We start from the raw sequence: 19,311 nt of genomic DNA, 5'->3' as shown, positions 1-19,311 counted from the left end.
GAGACGATGGCACAAGTACAATTTTCAGTTTATCGTTACAATCCGGATGTTGATAACGCACCTCGTATGCAAGATTACACTTTGCAAACTGAGGAAGGCCAAGACATGATGGTATTGGATGCACTTTTACTATTAAAAGAGCAAGATCCTACACTATCGTTTCGTCGTTCATGCCGTGAAGGCGTGTGTGGTTCAGACGGCGTAAACATGAATGGTAAGAACGGTTTAGCATGTATTACTCCTTTATCTACGCTGCAAAAAAATGGCAAAGGTAAAATCGTAGTGCGTCCATTACCTGGACTTCCTGTTGTTCGTGACCTTGTTATTGACATGAGTCAGTTCTACACTCAATACGAAAAAGTAAAACCGTATCTAATTAATGATGAGCCTGCTGCAGGTGAACGTCTTCAATCTATCGAAGAACGTGATAAATTAGATGGGCTTTACGAGTGTATTTTATGTGCATGTTGTTCTACATCGTGTCCTTCTTTCTGGTGGAATCCAGATAAGTTTATAGGTCCAGCAGGCCTTCTTCATGCTTACCGTTTCTTAGCTGATAGCCGAGACACAGCAACAGAAGAGCGTTTAGCTGACTTAGACGATGCATTCAGTGTGTTCCGTTGCCACAGTATCATGAACTGTGTTAGCGTTTGTCCTAAGGGTCTTAATCCGACCAAAGCAATTGGACAAATAAAATCTATGTTATTAAACCGCTCGGTTTAATTTCTAGTAGACGAAAGATGGCTAATAATTTATTAGCCATCTTGTTATATAACTATTAATTTCTGCGCTAAAAAAAAGGGCTTATAAATGCACGAAGGTGTGATGAAGGCATGGCTAGAATCTTCACATTTAAACGGCGGTAACGTTGCTTATGTTGAAGAGCTTTATGAAGCGTATTTAGACGATGCGACTTCGGTGCCAGAAGAATGGCGAGAAGTGTTCGAACAGTTACCAAAAGTAGATGGTGTGGATGTTGAAGTAAAACATTCAGAAGTTCGTTCACAATTTGCGGCGCTTGCTAAAAACAAGCATAGAGAAGTAGTGGTAGCAGAGGGCAGTGGTGGCGACCTTAAACAGGTTAAAGTACTGCAACTTATTAATGCTTTCCGTTTTCGTGGACACCAAAATGCAAACCTAGATCCACTAGGTATTTGGCAACGAGAACGTGTACGAGATTTAGAGCTAGAGTACCACGACTTATCGGATGCTGACTTTGACCGCGAATTTAACGTAGGATCGTTTGCCGTTGGCCGCGATACTATGCCTTTAGGTGAGTTATACCAAGCACTAAAAACCACTTACTGTGGTTCTATTGGCGCCGAGTATATGCACATCACATCAACAGAAGAAAAGCGTTGGTTACAACAGCGTTTAGAGTCTGTTCAGTCTAGGCCAAAATTTGATAAAAATGAAAAGCTACGAATCCTCAAGGGATTAACAGCGGCTGATGGTCTTGAAAAATATTTAGGGGCTAAGTTCCCGGGTGCTAAGCGTTTCTCACTTGAAGGTGGCGATGCGTTAGTGCCAATGTTAAAAGAGCTTATTCACCGTGCCGGTGAAAGTGGCCAAAAAGAAGCCGTTATTGGTATGGCCCACCGTGGTCGCTTAAATGTTCTTGTTAATGTGCTAGGCAAAAATCCATCAGAACTTTTTGATGAGTTTGCTGGCAAGCACAAAGAAACGTTAAGCTCAGGTGATGTTAAATACCACATGGGTTATTCATCAGATTTCGCGACTAAAGGTGGCAACGTGCACATGGCACTTGCGTTTAACCCGTCGCATTTAGAAATCGTAAATCCGGTGGTTATGGGCTCTGTGCGTGCACGTCTTGATCGTCTTAATGACAAAACAGGCAGCAAAGCACTTCCAATCACTATCCACGGCGACTCAGCAATTGCAGGTCAGGGTGTTGTTCAAGAAACGTTTAACTTATCGCAAACTAATGCATTTAGTTGTGGCGGTAGTATCCGTATTGTTGTTAATAACCAAGTTGGTTTTACAACAAGTAAAAAAGACGATGTACGCTCAACTGATTACTGTACTGATATCGCAAAAATGGTTCAATCGCCAATTTTCCACGTAAACTCTGATGATCCTGAAGCGGTTGCTTTTGTAACGCAACTCGCGCTTGATTTTAGAAATCAGTTTAAACGTGACGTTGTGATTGACCTTGTTTGTTACCGTCGCCATGGTCATAACGAAGCTGATGAGCCTAACGCTACACAGCCAATTATGTACCAAAAAATTAAAAAACACCCAGTACCTCGTTTAATCTACGCGGATCAGCTGATTTCTGAAGGTTCTTTCACAGAAGATGAAGTGAAAGCGCTTGCTGATGATTACCGTAATGGTTTAGACGATGGCAACTGTGTTGTTGAAGAAATACAGCCAGAAACATCACACTCTTCAGATTGGGCTAAGTATGTAGGCCATGAATGGAGTGTTGATTACGATGCTAGCGTTTCGGTAGAAAAGCTTAAAGAACTTGGTAACATAGTTGCAAGTTACCCAGAAGAGTACAAAGCACAATCTCGTGTTAAAAAAATATACGATGATCGTAAAGCAATGGCTGCTGGCGAAAAACCACTTGATTGGGGTATGGCAGAAACTTTAGCGTATGCAACTATTGCAGCTGAAGGCACTGATATTCGTCTAACTGGACAAGATTCAGGCCGTGGTACCTTCTTCCACCGTCATGCGGTTGTTCATAGTCAAAAAGATGGTGCAACGTATTTACCATTACAGAACCTTAGTGAAGATCAAGGTACGTTTGAAGTGTTCGACTCAGTACTGTCTGAAGAAGCGGTATTAGCATTTGAATATGGTTATGCAACTGCAGAGCCGACTTCATTAGTATTGTGGGAAGCACAATTTGGTGATTTCGCTAATGGTGCACAGGTGGTATTTGACCAGTTCTTAAGTTCAGGTGAGCAAAAGTGGGGTCGCTTATGTGGCTTAACGTGTTTGTTACCTCATGGCTATGAAGGTCAGGGTCCAGAGCACAGCTCGGCTCGTCTAGAACGCTTTTTACAGCTTTGTGCTGATCACAACATGCAAGTATGTGTGCCATCAACACCGGCGCAAGTGTACGCAATGTTACGTCGTCAATCAGTTAGACCACTGCGTCGTCCACTGATTGTAATGACACCTAAATCATTGCTACGTCATCCACTTGCAACGTCATCGCTAGAAGAGCTTTCTGAGGGTGTATTCCACAACATCATTGATGAAATTGATGAGATTGATGCTAAGAAAGTAGAACGTGTTGTATTTTGTAGCGGCAAAGTTTACTACGAACTATTACAAGAGCGTCGTAAACTTGAGCAAGACAATATTGCAATTGTTCGTGTTGAGCAGCTTTACCCGTTCCCACATGACGAAATGAAAGCAATTATTGAACGTTACCAACACGTTACTGATTTTGTGTGGTGTCAGGAAGAGCCGCAAAACCAAGGCGCTTGGTACTGTTCACAACATCACTTTGTTGATGCAATTCCACAAGGTGCAAAATTGAAATATGCAGGCCGTAAGGCATCAGCATCTCCTGCATGTGGATATATGTCAGTACATACTAAAGAACAACAAGCGCTCGTTGCCGACGCGCTTACTATAGAAAAGAAAGGATAAGCAATGAGCACAGAAATTAAAGTTCCTGTTCTTCCTGAGTCGGTTGCAGATGCTTCCGTTGCTACATGGCATGTAAGTGTTGGCGACAAAGTAAGCCGTGACCAAAACTTAGTAGATATTGAAACAGACAAAGTGGTTTTAGAAGTGGTTGCACAAAATGACGGTGTGATCACTGAAATTTTACAAGAAGAAGGTGCTACGGTACTTGGTGACCAAGTGATCGGTTTAATTGGTGATGCGCAAGAAGCATCACCAAGTAAAGAGCCAAAAGAAGATAGCTCAGCATCAGAAAAATCAGAAGACGCGCCGGCGGCGCAATCAGCACCAGCATCAGAAGGTAAAGAAGTGGATATTAAAGTACCTGTACTTCCAGAATCAGTTGCAGATGCAACAATTGCTACTTGGCATGTTCAACCAGGTGTCGCGGTAACACGCGACCAAAACTTGGTTGATATTGAAACAGATAAAGTTGTACTTGAAGTGGTTGCCCAAGAAGACGGCGTTATGGGTGAAATCATTCATGACGAAGGCGATACTGTTCTTGGTGAGCAAGTCATTGGTAAAGTAAAAGCAGGCGCTGCACCCGATAAATCTGACGCTAAAGCGGATGCACCAGCAGCCAAAGAAGAAAGCTCAAGCGAGGGTTCAGATGTGTTAACGCCATCAGTTCGTCGTTTAATTGCTGAGAAAGGCCTTGATGCATCAAAAATCAAAGGTTCAGGCAAAAATGGTCGTGTGACTAAAGAAGATGTTGATCAATTCTTAAAATCACCTGCTCCAGCGGCAAAAGCTGAAGCAGCGCCAGCAGCACCTATGGGTGACCGTACACAAAAACGTGTGCCTATGACACGTTTACGTAAAACAATTGCGAATCGTCTTCTTGAAGCGAAAAACTCTACTGCAATGTTAACTACATTTAACGAAGTTAACATGAAGCCAATCATGGATCTTCGTAAGCAGTACCAAGAAGTATTTGAAAAGCGCCACGGTATCCGTTTAGGTTTCATGTCTTTCTACGTGAAAGCAGTGACTGAAGCGTTAAAGCGTTTCCCAGATGTAAATGCATCAATTGATGGCGATGATATTGTTTACCACAACTATTTCGACATCAGCATTGCTGTTTCTACACCTCGTGGCTTAGTAACACCTGTACTCAAAGATTGTGACAAGCTATCTGTTGCAGAAATCGAAAAGGGGATTCGTGAGCTAGCGCTTAAAGGTCGTGATGGTAAGCTAACGCTTGACGATATGACCGGCGGTAACTTCACTATCACCAACGGTGGTGTATTCGGTTCGTTACTATCTACTCCAATTATTAACTTACCGCAGTCTTCAATTTTGGGTATGCACAAAATCCAAGATCGTCCAATGGCTGTAAACGGTAAAGTTGAAATCTTACCTATGATGTACTTAGCGTTATCTTACGATCACCGCCAAATCGATGGTAAAGAATCAGTTGGTTTCTTAGTAACAATTAAAGAGTTACTTGAAGATCCAACACGTTTACTGCTGGATGTTTAATTAAGTAGTATGAAATATAAGCTGTGAGTTAAAATCACAGCTTTTTTTTTGTGCCTATGGTCATACTGGGGTTTTCATGTAGCGCCATGAGATCTATACTAGGCACGCAATTTGGGATAGTTGTTTATTTGCATAAATATTCAACTCTTTTAATATAAAAAATTGGATAAAGCATCATGAATTTGCATGAGTATCAGGCAAAACAACTTTTTGCCGAATATGGTTTACCAGTTTCTCAAGGTTTCGCTTGCGATACACCTGAAGAAGCTGCAGCAGCTGCTGAAAAGATTGGCGGCGATATGTGGGTTGTTAAAACTCAGGTTCACGCAGGTGGACGTGGTAAAGCTGGCGGTGTAAAGCTAGTTAAAACTATCGACGAAGTTAAAGCGTTTGCAGCTAACTGGTTAGGTAAAAACCTAGTTACTTACCAAACAGACGAGAAAGGCCAGCCAGTTGCTAAAATTTTAGTAGAAAGCTGTACTGACATCGCTAACGAACTGTACCTAGGTGCTGTTGTTGACCGTGCTTCTCGTAAAGTTGTGTTCATGGCGTCTACTGAAGGCGGCGTTGAAATTGAAACTGTTGCTGAAGAAACACCAGAACTTATCCACAAAGCTGAGATCGATCCATTAGTAGGTCCTCAAGCTTACCAAGCACGTGAGCTTGGTTTTAAATTGGGTCTTAACCCAACGCAAATGAAACAGTTTGTTAAGATCTTCATGGGTCTTGGTAATATGTTCAACGATTTCGATTTCGCATTACTTGAAATCAACCCGTTAGTAATCACAGATGAAGGTAACCTTCACTGTCTAGATGGTAAAATCGGTATCGATGGTAATGCACTTTACCGTCAACCTAAAATCCGTGAAATGCACGATCCATCTCAAGAAGATGCGCGTGAAGCTCACGCAGCAAGCTTCGAGCTTAACTACGTAGCCCTTGATGGTAACGTAGGTTGTATGGTTAACGGTGCAGGCCTAGCAATGGGTACTATGGACATCGTAAACCTACACGGTGGCAAGCCAGCTAACTTCCTAGATGTTGGTGGCGGCGCAACGAAAGAACGTGTATCTGAAGCATTCAAAATTATCCTTTCAGATGACAACGTTAAAGCTGTTTTAGTTAACATCTTCGGCGGTATCGTTCGTTGTGACATGATTGCAGAAGGCATCATTGGCGCAGTTAAAGAAGTAGGTGTAACAGTACCAGTAGTTGTACGTTTAGAAGGTACTAATGCTGAACTAGGTCGTGAAGTACTTGCTAAGTCTGATCTAAACATCATCGCTGCTGAATCATTAACAGACGCGGCTGAAAAAGTTGTTGCTGCTGCGGAGGGCAAATAATGTCTGTATTAATCAATAAAGATACAAAAGTTATCTGTCAAGGTTTCACTGGTGGTCAAGGTACTTTCCACTCAGAGCAAGCGCTTGAGTACGGTACACAAATGGTTGGTGGTGTAAGCCCAGGTAAAGGCGGTCAAACGCACCTTGGTCTTCCAGTATTTAACACAGTACGTGACGCTGTAGAAGCAACTGGCGCAACTGCATCAGTTATCTACGTACCAGCACCTTTTTGTAAAGATGCAATCTTAGAAGCAATCGATGCGGGCATCGAGCTAATTGTTTGTATCACTGAAGGTATTCCTACACTTGATATGGTTGACGTTAAAGTTAAACTAGATCAAACAGGTACACGTATGATCGGTCCTAACTGTCCAGGTGTTATCACTCCTGGTGAGACTAAGATTGGTATCATGCCTGGTCACATCCACAAGCCTGGTAAAGTAGGTATTGTTTCTCGCTCTGGTACTTTAACGTACGAAGCGGTTAAGCAAACTACAGATGCTGGTTTTGGTCAGTCTACGTGTGTTGGTATTGGTGGTGACCCAATCCCAGGTACTAACTTTATCGACGTTTTAGAAATGTTCGAAAAAGACGACCAAACTGAAGCAATCGTAATGATTGGTGAAATTGGTGGTACTGCAGAAGAAGAAGCTGCAGAGTACATCAAAGCTAACGTAACTAAACCTGTTGTTTCTTACATTGCTGGTGTTACTGCACCAGAAGGTAAGCGTATGGGTCACGCTGGCGCAATCATCGCAGGCGGTAAAGGTACTGCTGATGAGAAATTTGCTGCATTAGAAGCTGCGGGCGTAAAAACTGTACGTTCACTGGCTGATATCGGTAAAGCACTTAAAGAAAAAACAGGCTGGTAATCAGCGGTTATTCTTTAAAAAAGGCTCGCAATTGCGAGCCTTTTTGTTATGTATGGCTAGAGCGTATTGCCCTTAATCTTAAAACGGGTAACTAATATGTTGAAAAAATCGCAGAGATAAATCTTGGCGCTGCTTATTAATAGCTAATTCATCACAGAATGCATGAACGGTTTTCTCTACTTGGTTCATAAAGCGACCATAGCCAATCTCATGTTTGTTATGTGCGGCGGCAACAATCACAAAATGTAGCGTCTCTACGAGTTTATTTTCATCAAAAAATACTTTTAATTGCGGCGCTGAATCTTCTATATCAAAACTAATTTTTTGTAACTCACCATTTCCCTCATTTCTATCTACTTCACTATTACGAATTATTGGCATTGCCCCATTGGCAACCATCGCTGCATGGGTGAGTTTATTATCTTCACAAAGTTGAGTAAATAACTGCAAAAAGTGGTTATAAAACGGTTTATAAGTATGGCTATTAATTTGTGTTTGAAATTGCGTTTTAATATTACGTGACACGGGAATAGAGAAGGTGACGTAAGTCATTTCAGCATGGCTACTAGGTATTGCGCATTGTCTGGATTGATAACGAGGGTATAAACTTCTTAGTTTATATCCATAGCTTTCTTTATTACCTTTTTCTTTAGCGAATAAATCATAGGTTAAATGTTGATGATCGCGCAGCTTAAAGCTTGGCTGGTCTAAGAATAACTGATCTTGTAAATGACTCAATACTTTTTGTACATTGGTATGAAATTGCGCAGAGTGGGCACGTATATCTTCACCAGTAGCTAAAAACAATAGGCGTATTTTTTTACTTTGCTGATTTTCTGTGTGATGAAGTTTATGCGCTTCATGGTAACGAGGGTTATAAAAAAACAACATTTGCTTATCGGTTTCAAGTTGGTAAGACTCATCATGAAATCTCACCACTGGGAGTTTATCATTTGCGAGTAAATGGACATTATGCAGTTCATATTCATCACATGATGCAAATAACTGACGCGCAATTCGTTCATAGCAAGCATTAATATTACTGAAGTTTTTATAAAAATCTTCATTAGGTGTAATTTCGGCTAATAAGTAATGATTTGCACGTGCATTACTTGGAATATATATGCGGTGTTGATTTAATGAGGCCATCTTCGTTCCTTTAAGTTGGGGTTATTCGTTTACTATAAATCGCTTTAATGACTTTAATATTGCGCTAAAACAAATTTTGCTCATAAACTATCCCTTATCTAACAAACTTTGGTAATAACTGCATAAACCCGCATCTATTACTGTATGTTAAGGTTGGTTTTTGTAATAATGCAGTAGTTTTGTTATCACGCAATATACAGAGGTTTATAATCCTATGGCGGAAATCGAGAATCGCCCAAATAACTTTATTAGAACCCGAATTGATGAAGATTTAGCAAGTGGAAAACATGCCACAACGCATACCCGTTTTCCACCTGAACCTAATGGCTTTTTACATATTGGCCATGCAAAATCAATTTGCTTAAATTTTGGTATCGCCAAAGACTATAACGGTTTATGTAACCTTCGTTTTGACGATACAAACCCAGAAAAAGAAGATATTAACTACGTTAATTCAATTAAAGAAGACGTACAGTGGTTAGGGTTTAATTGGGATGGTGAGATTAAGTATTCGTCAAACTATTTTGATCTGCTTTATGGTTATGCGGTAGAGCTTATCAATAAAGGCTTAGCGTATGTTTGTTTCTTAACTGCAGATCAAGCTCGCGAATACCGTGGTACATTAAAAGAGCCTGGTAAAAACAGCCCATACCGCGAAACATCACCTGAAGAAAACCTCGCATTATTTGAAAAAATGCGTAACGGTGAATTTAAAGAAGGTGAATGTGTCCTTCGCGCTAAAATAGATATGGCCAGCTCATTTATGGTGCTGCGCGATCCAATTATATACCGTATACGTTTTGCTAATCATCATCAAACAGCGGATAAGTGGTGCATTTACCCAATGTACGACTTCACGCATTGTATTTCTGATGCACTTGAAGGCATTACTCATTCATTATGTACGCTAGAGTTCCAAGATAACCGTCGTTTATATGACTGGGTATTGGATAACATCAGCCTTGAATGTCACCCGCAACAAATTGAGTTTTCACGTTTAAACCTTGAATACACAATTATGTCAAAGCGTAAGCTTAATGACTTAGTGGTTAATAAGCACGTAGAAGGGTGGGATGATCCGCGTATGCCAACCATTGCGGGTCTGCGTCGTCGTGGTTATACACCGGCATCTGTACGTGAATTCTGTCAGCGTATCGGTATTACTAAGCAGGAAAATATGGTTGAAATGGGCATGCTTGAAGCGTGTATCCGTGATGACTTAAACGAAAATGCTCCGCGTGCAATGGCTGTACTTGATCCAGTGAAAATTGTGATTGAGAATTATGAAGCCGATAAAGTAGAAACGCTTTCTGTGGCTAATCACCCAAATAAAGAAGAAATGGGTCGCCGTGAAGTGCCTTTCACGCGTGAAATTTTTATCGAACGCGAAGATTTCCGTGAAGAAGCGAACAATAAGTTTAAACGTTTAGTGCTTGATAAAGAAGTACGCTTACGTGGTGCTTATGTGATTAAGGCAGAGCGTGTTGAAAAAGACGACAATGGTGAAATTACAACTATTTACTGTACTTACGATCCTGAAACATTGGGTAAAAATCCAAGCGATGGTCGTAAAGTAAAAGGGGTTATTCATTGGGTATCTGCGCCTGGGTCAGTGACAGCTGAAGTACGTTTATATGACCGTTTATTCAGTGTGCCTAACCCTGCAGCCGCAGAGGACTTTGAAAGCACGTTAAACCCAGACTCATTAGTGGTTATTTCTAATGCTAAACTTGAACCTTCATTGGCTAATTCTGTACCAGCACAAGGTTTTCAGTTTGAGCGTACCGGTTATTTCTCACGTGATACTAAATCAGAAAACGTGGTATTTAACCAAACGGTAGGCTTACGTGATTCGTGGGCTAAAATAGAGCACAAATAATATTGCTCTGTTTTTTAGTTATAAAAAAACCTGCTTAATCGCAGGTTTTTTTTTATTAAACTAAATAGGCTTTTAACTATTGCTTTGCGCAAACGCTTTACACGCGTCTTTATCTTCACATTCGCCATATAGGTAAAGAGAGTGATTGGTCAGCTTAATACCGTTTTCTTCAGCTATTTCAAGTTGACGACGTTCAATTAAATCATCTTCAAACTCAACAACCTTGCCACATTTTAAACACACTAAGTGGTCATGGTGAGTGCTGCCAGAAAGTTCAAATACTGACTTACCGCCTTCAAAGTGGTGACGGCTTACAATTCCTGCATCATCAAATTGATTTAAAACACGGTAAACAGTCGCAAGACCAATTTCTTCGCCTAGATCTAATAAAACCTTGTAAACATCTTCAGCGCTTATGTGTTGGTTATCTGGAGATTGAAGAATCTCTAAAATTTTAATACGCGGTAAAGTTACCTTTAGCCCGGCTTTTTTAAGTTCCAAGTTATGATCAGTCATTAAATCTGTCTCAATTTTATTTAGTTATACTAGACATCTTGCAAGATGTACTCGTCACAATAACAGTTAGGATAACGTGCCTTAGCAGGAAGTGCAAAGAACAATTGATCTATATCAATATTAACGCGGAAAATGCTAACTGTTTGATAATATTTTAAACAGTTAGCATTAAAAGGGGGGATTAATCTGCTAACTCACTTAAGCACATTTCATCATATACCTGAGCACACCATTGCTTAACGCGCTGCTCAGTCAATTCTGGCTGACGGTCTTCATCAATACCTAAACCAACAAAATGCTTGTCATCAGCCATGCCTTTTGATGCTTCAAAATCATAACTGTCTGTAGGCCAATGGCCTACAACAATAGCGCCACGTTCTGTTACGATATTGTTGATCATGCCCATAGCATCTAAGAAGTATTCTGCATAGTCTTCTTGGTCGCCACAGCCAAAAATAGCCACTAGTTTACCTTCAAAGCTTACTTCTTCAAGCTCAGGAAAGAAATCATCCCAATCACATTGCGCTTCACCATAATACCAAGTTGGAATACCGAATAAGATCAGATCAAACTCAGCAATCTCTTCTTTAGAGCTTTTTGCAATGTCATGCACAGCAACGAGCTTTTTACCCAATTCTTTTTGGATCATTTTTGCTACGTGTTCTGTGTTACCTGTGTCACTTCCGAAAAAAATGCCTACACTTGCCATGGATTTAAACCTTTTATCTATCAATAGCCAATCTTTCTTGTAAAATTGTTTCGATCAACGCACTGCGGCTAATATTTTGTGCATCTGCCATATCACTCAGTGCCTGATACAGCTGTGACGAAACTTTAAATTCAACACGCTTTAAACCACGTGCCTTATCTCTTTTTATTTGATTACGTTTATTAACCTTTAACTGCATATCCCGAGGAAGGGGATTAGTTTTAGGTCTTCCTGGACGTTTCTCGTATTCAAATAAATCAAGCGTTGTTCTATCTGTTTCTGACTTGGCCATGCTTAACCTACACCCGCACCTTGCCAAAATACCTGAATAAGTCCTTTGGCAATAAAGCCAGAGCAACCTAAAAAGAGTACCAGCCACACAATATAACGACCAAATTTAGGCACATTGCCGCTTTTCAGTACGTCTTTAATTGCCAAGCCGATAAAAATAAAAATACCTGCTAAGCCAAAATACAACCCTAAGGTATCAAATTCGTTAATAAACTGACTGACCATCGACGTATAACCTTTAAATTAAACGGCGCGTACTATAGCACATAAATCTTTAATTATTTAGTGTGATAAATCAAAAACACGCCATAAAAATAACATTAAACTGCAGTTAAAAAATCATTGATTGCTTTGTTTACAGCCTGTGGTTTTTGGGCATGTAACCAATGACCCGCACCATGAATGATTTTTGCACTGACGTTTTTAAACAGCGCATTAATCGCTTCGCGATGCTCGGTTAAAATGTAGTCAGAGTCATTACCTTTAATAAACAGAGTTTCGCACAAACAAGAATTATTTGCATTAATGTTTGCGGTAATAGTTGAATATTTATCATCGAGCACAGGTAAATTAAAGCGCCAAACAAAGTGCCCATCATCATTTTTATATAAGCTTTTTAATAAAAACTGACGTACACCTAACTCCTCTATATACGGTTGCATTATTAAATCAGCTTGCTTTCTATCACTAATATCTGCATTTTTTACTGCATTTAAAGCCTCAAGTATTTGAGTATGGCGCGCAGGGTAGCTCACAGGCGCAATATCAAGAACCACTAGTTTATCGACTAAATCAGTATGGCTCAGTGCTATTTGCATCGCCACTTTGCCGCCCATAGAGTGCCCAACCAGATGCGCTTTTTGTATGTTTAATGCCGTCATTAATTCAACAACATCATTAGCCATTTCAGTATAATCCATTTCATCGCTGTGGGGCGAAAGGCCATGATTACGTAAATCAACATTGGTTACGCAAAAATGCTCGCTTAATGGCTTTGCAATCACATTAAGGTTTTCTAAAGAGCCAAACAGTCCATGGATCAAAATAACATTTGGACCTTGACCAATTTGTTTGTAATTTAATTGCATAGACGCCTCCTTCAATTTTGCGCATAGTTTGCCGAGCATTACCCTAAAAAGCAAAAAATACAGATATTATTTGTATGTTGGACTCAAAAATACCTAGCTTCCTGATTATTTAGTAATTATTAATTACTACTATGTTTAGAGTCGCGTGGGTTGTAACTCGCATTTCTAACTGGATTGGGTATATACCCAAACCATCACAAGATACAGAATTCAGCGTTTGACCGGGGCTTAATATCAAGGCGTTAGTTTGCAACAATGGTGATCCCTTTTAAAAATTAACAACGATGAGAGTAAGTTCCTGTGAAACGCCCAGAGGGTTGGTTTAAAAGCGATTTACACTGCGTTATTGGTTTTAGCAGTAGAACGACTATTGTTTGCAATCAATGCCTTGCCTAAATCGCTTTTAATTCCAACTGAAACTCGCATCTTGAGGTGATTTGGGTATAATCATATCGAAAGAAAAATGTGACCCGTAATGACAGGAAGAACATGAAACAAATCGACATAGACGACGAGTTATATCAGTACATTGCAAGCAATACACAGAGTATTGGTGAGAGTGCATCCACTATTTTACGTCGTTTATTAAATCTCAACGGCGAAAAAATTACCACCACTAAACTAGACACTGATCATAAAAATGAAACCGTTAGTGTGTCTAATTCATCACTAGAACAACCTATAGCAGACGTTGAACAGCCAACCCAAGTGGCAAAACCGCCGGTAAATAAAAAAAATGCAAACGTATTTAACATTTTAAATAAAGAAGAGCTGGCAATGCAAAAAGGTGTTGTTGGTCGTTTCTTATTTATATTAAGTGCATTTTACCGAACGCACAAAACAGACTTCTCTGCGGTGTTAGATATTAAAGGTCGAGATCGTGTTTACTTCGCGACCAGTAAAGAAGACTTAGTGAATAGCGGTAGTAGTATGAACCCAAAAAATATCACTGACAGTGAATATTGGGTGATGACCAATTCTAATACCACGCGTAAAAAAATGATGCTGCATGAAGTTGCACTTAGTTTAGGCTACAGCAACGAGCAAGCTGAAAAAATTCGTGATTATCTTTAAGGAAAGACCATGGCAATTCATTCCGGCGCAGGTAAAACTGCACCACAATCGGCTTTAGTGAATGTACCAAAGTTAGTGTCTGCGTATTATTTAAATGAGCCTGACTTAGAGCAAAACCCCGAGCATTGTGTTGCATTTGGCACCTCAGGGCATCGAGGCTGTGCCTACGATATAAAATTTAACGAATCGCACATATTATCAATTACCCAAGCTATTTGTGATTACAGAAAACAGAACGATATATTTGGTCCGTTATTTTTAGGTAAAGATACCCACGCACTGAGCGAGGCGGCCTTTAACTCAGCAATTGAAGTGTTGGTTGCTAATGAAGTCCAAGTGATCACCCAAGAAAATGGTGACTTTACTCCAACGCCAGTTATTAGCCATGCTATTGTTAGTTATAATAAAAATCATCCTAATGAGCTTGCCGATGGCATTGTAGTGACTCCATCTCATAATCCACCAGAAGATGGCGGTTTTAAATATAACCCGCCCAATGGCGGTCCTGCAGATACAGACGTTACAAAATGGATTGAAGACAGAGCCAATCAATTATTATTAGAAGACTTAGTTGAAGTAGAACTGTTTCCTTTTGCTAAAGCTTCACGTTCTGGTTTTATTCGCTACGAAGATTTAATGACGCCTTATATTGATGATTTAAAAAACATTATTAATTTAAAAGCGATTAGCGAAGCAGGCATCAAGATTGGTATTGATCCATTAGGTGGCTCAGGCATTAACTTTTGGCCAGTGATTGCGCAAAAATATAATTTAGATTTAACGGTCGTTAATGACAGTGTTGATCCGCGTTTTGCATTTATGCCGCTTGATAAAGATGGCAAAATTCGTATGGATTGCTCATCACCTTATTCAATGGCTAATTTAATTGCCCTTAAAGATGATTTTGATTTATCGATTGGTAATGACCCTGATTATGACCGTCACGGCATAGTAACACCAGATGGGTTAATGAATCCAAATCACTTTTTAGCCGTAGCGATTGACTATTTACTAACGCATCGTGATTGGGATGCCAGTGTTGAAATCGGTAAAACCCTTGTTTCTAGCTCAATGATTGACAAAGTGACGGAGCGCAACAAGCGTAAAGTAAAAGAAGTACCCGTTGGCTTTAAATGGTTTGTTGAGGGTTTAAACAAAGGCAAATTGGCCTTTGGTGGTGAAGAAAGTGCTGGAGCGGCTTTCTTACGTTTTGATGGCACGGTTTGGTGTACAGATAAAGATGGCTTTATCATGGGCTTACTCGCCGCTGAAATTCTTGCAGTTACGGGTAAAACCCCGTCTGCGCTGTATAAAGAACTAGAGCAAGAGTTTGGTGCGCCACTTTATAAACGCCTAGATGCGCCAGCAACGCCTGAGCAAAAGTCGCGATTAAAAGCACTCAGTGCTGATGACGTAAAAGCAGATACCTTAGCAGGTGAGCCTATTTTACAAAAGCTAACTCATGCGCCAGGTAATAATGCAGCTATTGGTGGGCTAAAAGTGGTAACTGAAAGCGGCTGGTTTGCGGCGCGTCCGTCAGGTACGGAAGATATTTATAAAATTTACTTAGAATCATTTAAAGGCGAAGAGCACTTAGCCTTATTAGAAAAAGAAGCTAAAAAACTGGTTGATTCAGTGATTAGCTAATATGCAATTACAACTAAAAACGGCTGATTTTATCAGCCGTTTTTGTATCTATAATTTACAAAAAAAAGGGCTTTTATCGTTATGTCAGCCACTGCAGAATATATTAATCAATTAAAACAAGATGGTGATTTTTTAACGCTTTCGCGAAACCATGAATGGCATTTAGAGGCAGGTCAATTTACGCTTAACAACCAGACTAAAGTAACCGTGCATGACACCGGTGTGATTGAGTTTGAGCCTGATTGTGTTACCTCAAAAAATGTGGTGCTATCCAGTGCCATTCATGGCAATGAGACAGCCCCCATTGAAATTTGCGATGAACTCATTAAACACATTATTAGTGGGCAACTTGAATTACAACAACGGGTTTTATTTATTTTTGGTAATCCTCAGTCAATTAATATTGGTAAACGATTTGTAGAAGAGAACTTAAACCGCTTGTTTAACGGCCACCACACTGTTGATGGTATAGCGATGAACGACGAACGCGTTCGCGCTGATAAACTTGAGCAATATGTTAGCGATTTTTACGCCCGTTCAGAGCAGGGTACGTATCGCTGTCATTATGATTTACATACCGCTATTCGCGGTTCTAAAAACGAAAAATTTGCTGTTTACCCATTCTTACATGGCAAGCCTTGGAAAAAGTCGCAACTGCAGTTCTTATTAAGCTGTGGTGTGAATACAGTATTGATGATGAAGTCGCCAGCCACCACGTTTAGCTACTATTCGTCGTTTGTGCATGGTGCCGACTCATTTACTGTAGAGCTTGGGCAAGTGAAACCCTTTGGTGAAAACGACATGTCACGCTTTGCAAAAACAAAACAAACTCTAACTGCATTAATTAGCCAAAAAGAAGTAAAATACCCAGAATTTAATGCAAGCGACTTTGAGTTGTTTTCTGTTCATCGAACTATTAACCGCACAGAGCAAAACTTTAGTTTTCCGTTTTCTGACGATGCCGAGAATTTTACAGGGTTTGCAAAGGGTGAGCTTTTAGCCACCGATGGCGATAATGCCATATATGCCGACGTAGAAGGGGAAGCAATTATTTTTCCTAACGCACAGGTTGCCATTGGGCAACGTGCATTACTTACAGTAGTCCCTATGCAAGTGGATAGCCGCTTTAGCTAAATCAACACATCAGACCACTTGTTATTAAAGTTTAATCAACTGATTAATAAGTGGTTAATTATATGTATAGTTAACTTGCCAGTTTTTTGCTCATTATTTACTTTTATTTGGTCACAGTTTTGTTGAATAACACTTTACGTTAACGTAAAGTGTTGGCAGCTTTAATTAAATACAGTGCAGATGTTGCAAAGTTTATTCAGCAACTATCACCCATAATAATAATCCAAAGGGGCGCTGTGATACCGACAACAAAAGAAGGTAGGTTATGAGTAATCCCAATAACGTATCGCTGAATATTAATCATGAGCTTGAGTTTATTGACGGCCACGCACTTAATATTCCAACCCTGAGTATTTTAACTGAGGACGGCGACATTCATCCTAGTGCTCCTGCACCTGATATTTCTAAACACACCGCTATTAAATTATACGAAACCATGCGTTTTATTCGTTTATTGGATGAACGTATGCAGGGTGCTCAACGCCAAGGGCGTGTTAGCTTTTACATGCAGTGTTTAGGGGAAGAAGCGGCGGTAACAGCCTCTGCTGCAGCCCTTGAACAAGATGACATGATCATGGCGCAATACCGTGAACAAGCAGCCTTACACTATCGTGGTTTTACCCTTGATCAATTTATGAACCAAATGTTTTCGAATGAATTAGATTTAGGTAAAGGCCGTCAAATGCCGATCCATTATGGTTCTAAAGCACTTAACTACATGACCATTTCATCACCTTTGGGAACACAAATTCCACAGGCTACGGGTTACGCATATGGTCAAAAAGTAAAACACATTGATGCTAAAACAGGTGAACTAGCAAGTACTATTGATAACGTTACTATTTGTTATTTTGGTGAAGGGGCTGCCTCAGAAGGTGACTTTCATGCAGGCTTAAATATGGCTGCAGTACATAAAGCACCGGTTATCTTTTTTGCACGTAACAATGGTTATGCTATTTCAACCCCAGCCGATGAGCAATTTAAAGGCGATGGGATTGCATCGCGTGGTGTGGGTTATGGTATTAAAACCATTCGTGTTGATGGCAGTGATGCGCTCGCCGTTTACGCGGCTACTAAAAAAGCCCGCGAAATTGCTGCAACACAAGGTGAACCGGTATTAATTGAATCGATAGCGTATCGTTTAGGTGCGCATTCAACATCAGATGATCCAAGCGGTTACCGTTCAAAAGATGAAGAAGCAAACTATAAAACATGCCCAATTGAGCGCTTTAGAAAATGGTTAGTAAAACAAAATTGGTTAGATGACGCAGAAGATATCAAAGCGAAAGAAACAATTCGTGATGATATTTTAGCGGCACTAAAACGCGCTGAAGTAATTGATAAGCCGGCGTTAGGAGAGCTAATTTCAGATGTTTACGATACGCCAATTCCATCTTTACAACGTCAATATGATGAACTTAAAACGCATATAAAAGCACATCCAGACGCCTACCCAACAACAGCAGGGAGAATTAAGTAATGGCTAAAATGAACATGCTACATGCAATTAATTCTGCTTTAGATATCACCATGAATGAACATCCTCAAGCGTGTATTTTTGGTGAAGACGTGGGTTATTTTGGCGGTGTTTTTAGAGCAACATCAGGGTTACAAGAAAAGTACGGTAAGCATCGCGTATTCAATACCCCGCTCACAGAGCAAGGTATTTTAGGCTTTGCAAATGGTTTGGCAGCCTTTGGTGCACCTGCATTGGCAGAGATTCAATTTGCTGATTACATCTTTCCTGCGTTTGATCAAATTGTGAATGAATCGGCTAAGTTTCGTTATCGTAGTGGTAATGAGTTTAATGTGGGTAATCTAACGATTCGTACACCTTACGGTGGCGGTATTGCTGGTGGTTTGTATCACTCGCAATCGCCAGAAGCGTACTTTGCTCACACGCCAGGGTTAAAAATTGTCGTGCCGCGTAACCCGTACCAAGCTAAAGGCTTACTGCGTGCGTGTATTAAAGACGACAACCCAGTGCTATTTTTTGAGCCCAAACGTTTATACCGTGCTTCAACTGGTGAAGTGCCTGAGGAAGATTACAGCATTGAACTTGGTAAAGCTGAAGTGGTTCAAGAGGGTACTGACGTTACTTTATTAGCGTGGGGTGCACAAATGGAAATTATAGAAGCAGCGGCAAAGCAAGCCAGTGAACAGGGCATTAGCTGTGAAGTGATTGACCTTCGCAGTATTTTACCATGGGATGTTGAAACGATTGCTAAATCAGTGACTAAAACAGGCCGTCTTATTGTTAGTCATGAAGCACCTATTACTAACGGTTTTGGCGCAGAAATAGCCGCAACCATCGCTCAAGAGTGTTTTCTGCATTTAGAGTCGCCTATTTTACGTGTTTGTGGCCTAGATACGCCATACCCGCTGGCGCTCGAAAAAGAATATGTTCCAGATGCATTAAAAGTAATGGCCGCAATTAAACAATCAGTGAACTTTTAGG

General features: G+C 40.3%; 17 protein-coding genes. 11 read left to right on the top strand and 6 right to left on the bottom strand.

The features are described 5' to 3' along the window. Positions 1–6: 6 nt before the first annotated feature. The 5 genes from PISS_RS08065 (at position 7) to sucD (ending at position 7,366) form a co-directional block, all read left to right on the top strand. The gene (locus PISS_RS08065) at positions 7–723 is read left to right on the top strand and encodes a succinate dehydrogenase iron-sulfur subunit (protein WP_008112091.1); all 717 of its coding nucleotides are present in this window, start codon (positions 7–9) and stop codon (positions 721–723) included. Positions 724–810: 87 nt separating this feature from the next. Further along, the gene (gene sucA, locus PISS_RS08060) at positions 811–3,630 is read left to right on the top strand and encodes a 2-oxoglutarate dehydrogenase E1 component (RefSeq protein WP_024603038.1); all 2,820 of its coding nucleotides are present in this window, start codon (positions 811–813) and stop codon (positions 3,628–3,630) included. A 3-nt stretch (positions 3,631–3,633) separates the two neighbouring features. Continuing rightward, positions 3,634–5,151, top strand: a complete 1,518-nt coding sequence (gene odhB / locus PISS_RS08055) for a 2-oxoglutarate dehydrogenase complex dihydrolipoyllysine-residue succinyltransferase (protein WP_058154674.1) — start codon at positions 3,634–3,636, stop codon at positions 5,149–5,151. Between the two features lie 176 nt (positions 5,152–5,327). Further along, complete coding sequence (sucC, locus tag PISS_RS08050) at positions 5,328–6,494, top strand: ADP-forming succinate--CoA ligase subunit beta (protein ID WP_008464053.1); 1,167 nt, start codon at positions 5,328–5,330, stop codon at positions 6,492–6,494. Next, positions 6,494–7,366, top strand: a complete 873-nt coding sequence (sucD, locus tag PISS_RS08045; protein WP_024603036.1) for a succinate--CoA ligase subunit alpha — start codon at positions 6,494–6,496, stop codon at positions 7,364–7,366. Before sucC ends, sucD begins: the two co-directional genes overlap by 1 nt. A 78-nt stretch (positions 7,367–7,444) precedes the next feature. On the opposite strand, the gene PISS_RS08040 is transcribed toward sucD, so the two are convergent. Further along, entirely contained in the window at positions 7,445–8,515 is a 1,071-nt protein-coding gene (locus PISS_RS08040) for a DUF3083 family protein (protein ID WP_058154672.1), read from the bottom strand. Positions 8,516–8,729: 214 nt separating this feature from the next. Between PISS_RS08040 and glnS the strand changes: the two genes are divergently transcribed. Next, on the top strand, positions 8,730–10,394 hold the full coding sequence (gene glnS, locus PISS_RS08035; protein WP_058154670.1) for a glutamine--tRNA ligase: 1,665 nt from the start codon (positions 8,730–8,732) through the stop codon (positions 10,392–10,394). 72 nt (positions 10,395–10,466) lie between these two features. On the opposite strand, the gene fur is transcribed toward glnS, so the two are convergent. From fur to PISS_RS08010, 5 genes are all read right to left on the bottom strand, one after another. Beyond that, complete coding sequence (gene fur, locus PISS_RS08030; protein ID WP_013465004.1) at positions 10,467–10,910, bottom strand: ferric iron uptake transcriptional regulator; 444 nt, start codon at positions 10,908–10,910, stop codon at positions 10,467–10,469. A gap of 181 nt (positions 10,911–11,091) precedes the next feature. Further along, the gene (gene fldA / locus PISS_RS08025) at positions 11,092–11,619 is read right to left on the bottom strand and encodes a flavodoxin FldA (protein ID WP_058154669.1); all 528 of its coding nucleotides are present in this window, start codon (positions 11,617–11,619) and stop codon (positions 11,092–11,094) included. A 13-nt stretch (positions 11,620–11,632) separates the two neighbouring features. Next, entirely contained in the window at positions 11,633–11,911 is a 279-nt protein-coding gene (gene ybfE, locus PISS_RS08020; RefSeq protein ID WP_008113775.1) for a LexA regulated protein, read from the bottom strand. A 2-nt stretch (positions 11,912–11,913) separates the two neighbouring features. Next, positions 11,914–12,135 carry a DUF2788 domain-containing protein gene (locus tag PISS_RS08015; protein WP_008113777.1) on the bottom strand — a complete coding sequence of 74 codons (222 nt, stop codon included), beginning with the start codon at positions 12,133–12,135 and terminating at the stop codon, positions 11,914–11,916. A 95-nt stretch (positions 12,136–12,230) separates the two neighbouring features. Next, positions 12,231–12,998, bottom strand: coding sequence for an alpha/beta fold hydrolase (locus PISS_RS08010; RefSeq protein ID WP_008113779.1), 768 nt, complete (start codon positions 12,996–12,998; stop codon positions 12,231–12,233). Positions 12,999–13,487: 489 nt separating this feature from the next. On the opposite strand from PISS_RS08010, the gene seqA reads away from it, so the two are divergent. From seqA to PISS_RS07985, 5 genes are all read left to right on the top strand, one after another. Continuing rightward, positions 13,488–14,072 carry a replication initiation negative regulator SeqA gene (gene seqA / locus PISS_RS08005; protein WP_028835192.1) on the top strand — a complete coding sequence of 195 codons (585 nt, stop codon included), beginning with the start codon at positions 13,488–13,490 and terminating at the stop codon, positions 14,070–14,072. Between the two features lie 9 nt (positions 14,073–14,081). Beyond that, positions 14,082–15,719: a phosphoglucomutase (alpha-D-glucose-1,6-bisphosphate-dependent) gene (pgm, locus tag PISS_RS08000; protein WP_058154667.1), complete on the top strand. Its 1,638-nt coding sequence runs from the start codon at positions 14,082–14,084 to the stop codon at positions 15,717–15,719. A gap of 81 nt (positions 15,720–15,800) precedes the next feature. Next, the gene (gene astE, locus PISS_RS07995) at positions 15,801–16,853 is read left to right on the top strand and encodes a succinylglutamate desuccinylase (protein WP_058154666.1); all 1,053 of its coding nucleotides are present in this window, start codon (positions 15,801–15,803) and stop codon (positions 16,851–16,853) included. Positions 16,854–17,118: 265 nt separating this feature from the next. Beyond that, a complete protein-coding gene (locus PISS_RS07990) occupies positions 17,119–18,333 on the top strand; it encodes a thiamine pyrophosphate-dependent dehydrogenase E1 component subunit alpha (protein WP_058154665.1) in 1,215 nt (404 codons plus the stop codon). After that, on the top strand, positions 18,333–19,310 hold the full coding sequence (locus PISS_RS07985) for an alpha-ketoacid dehydrogenase subunit beta (protein ID WP_013464999.1): 978 nt from the start codon (positions 18,333–18,335) through the stop codon (positions 19,308–19,310). The genes PISS_RS07990 and PISS_RS07985 overlap by 1 nt, the downstream gene beginning before the upstream one ends. Position 19,311: the final 1 nt, after the last annotated feature.

The organism is Pseudoalteromonas issachenkonii (assembly GCF_002310795.1).
In the GTDB taxonomy this organism is placed as follows: Bacteria; Pseudomonadota; Gammaproteobacteria; order Enterobacterales; family Alteromonadaceae; genus Pseudoalteromonas; species Pseudoalteromonas tetraodonis.
The sequence above is the reverse complement of the archived record's forward strand: the minus strand, read 5'-3'. Positions and strand labels throughout refer to the sequence as shown.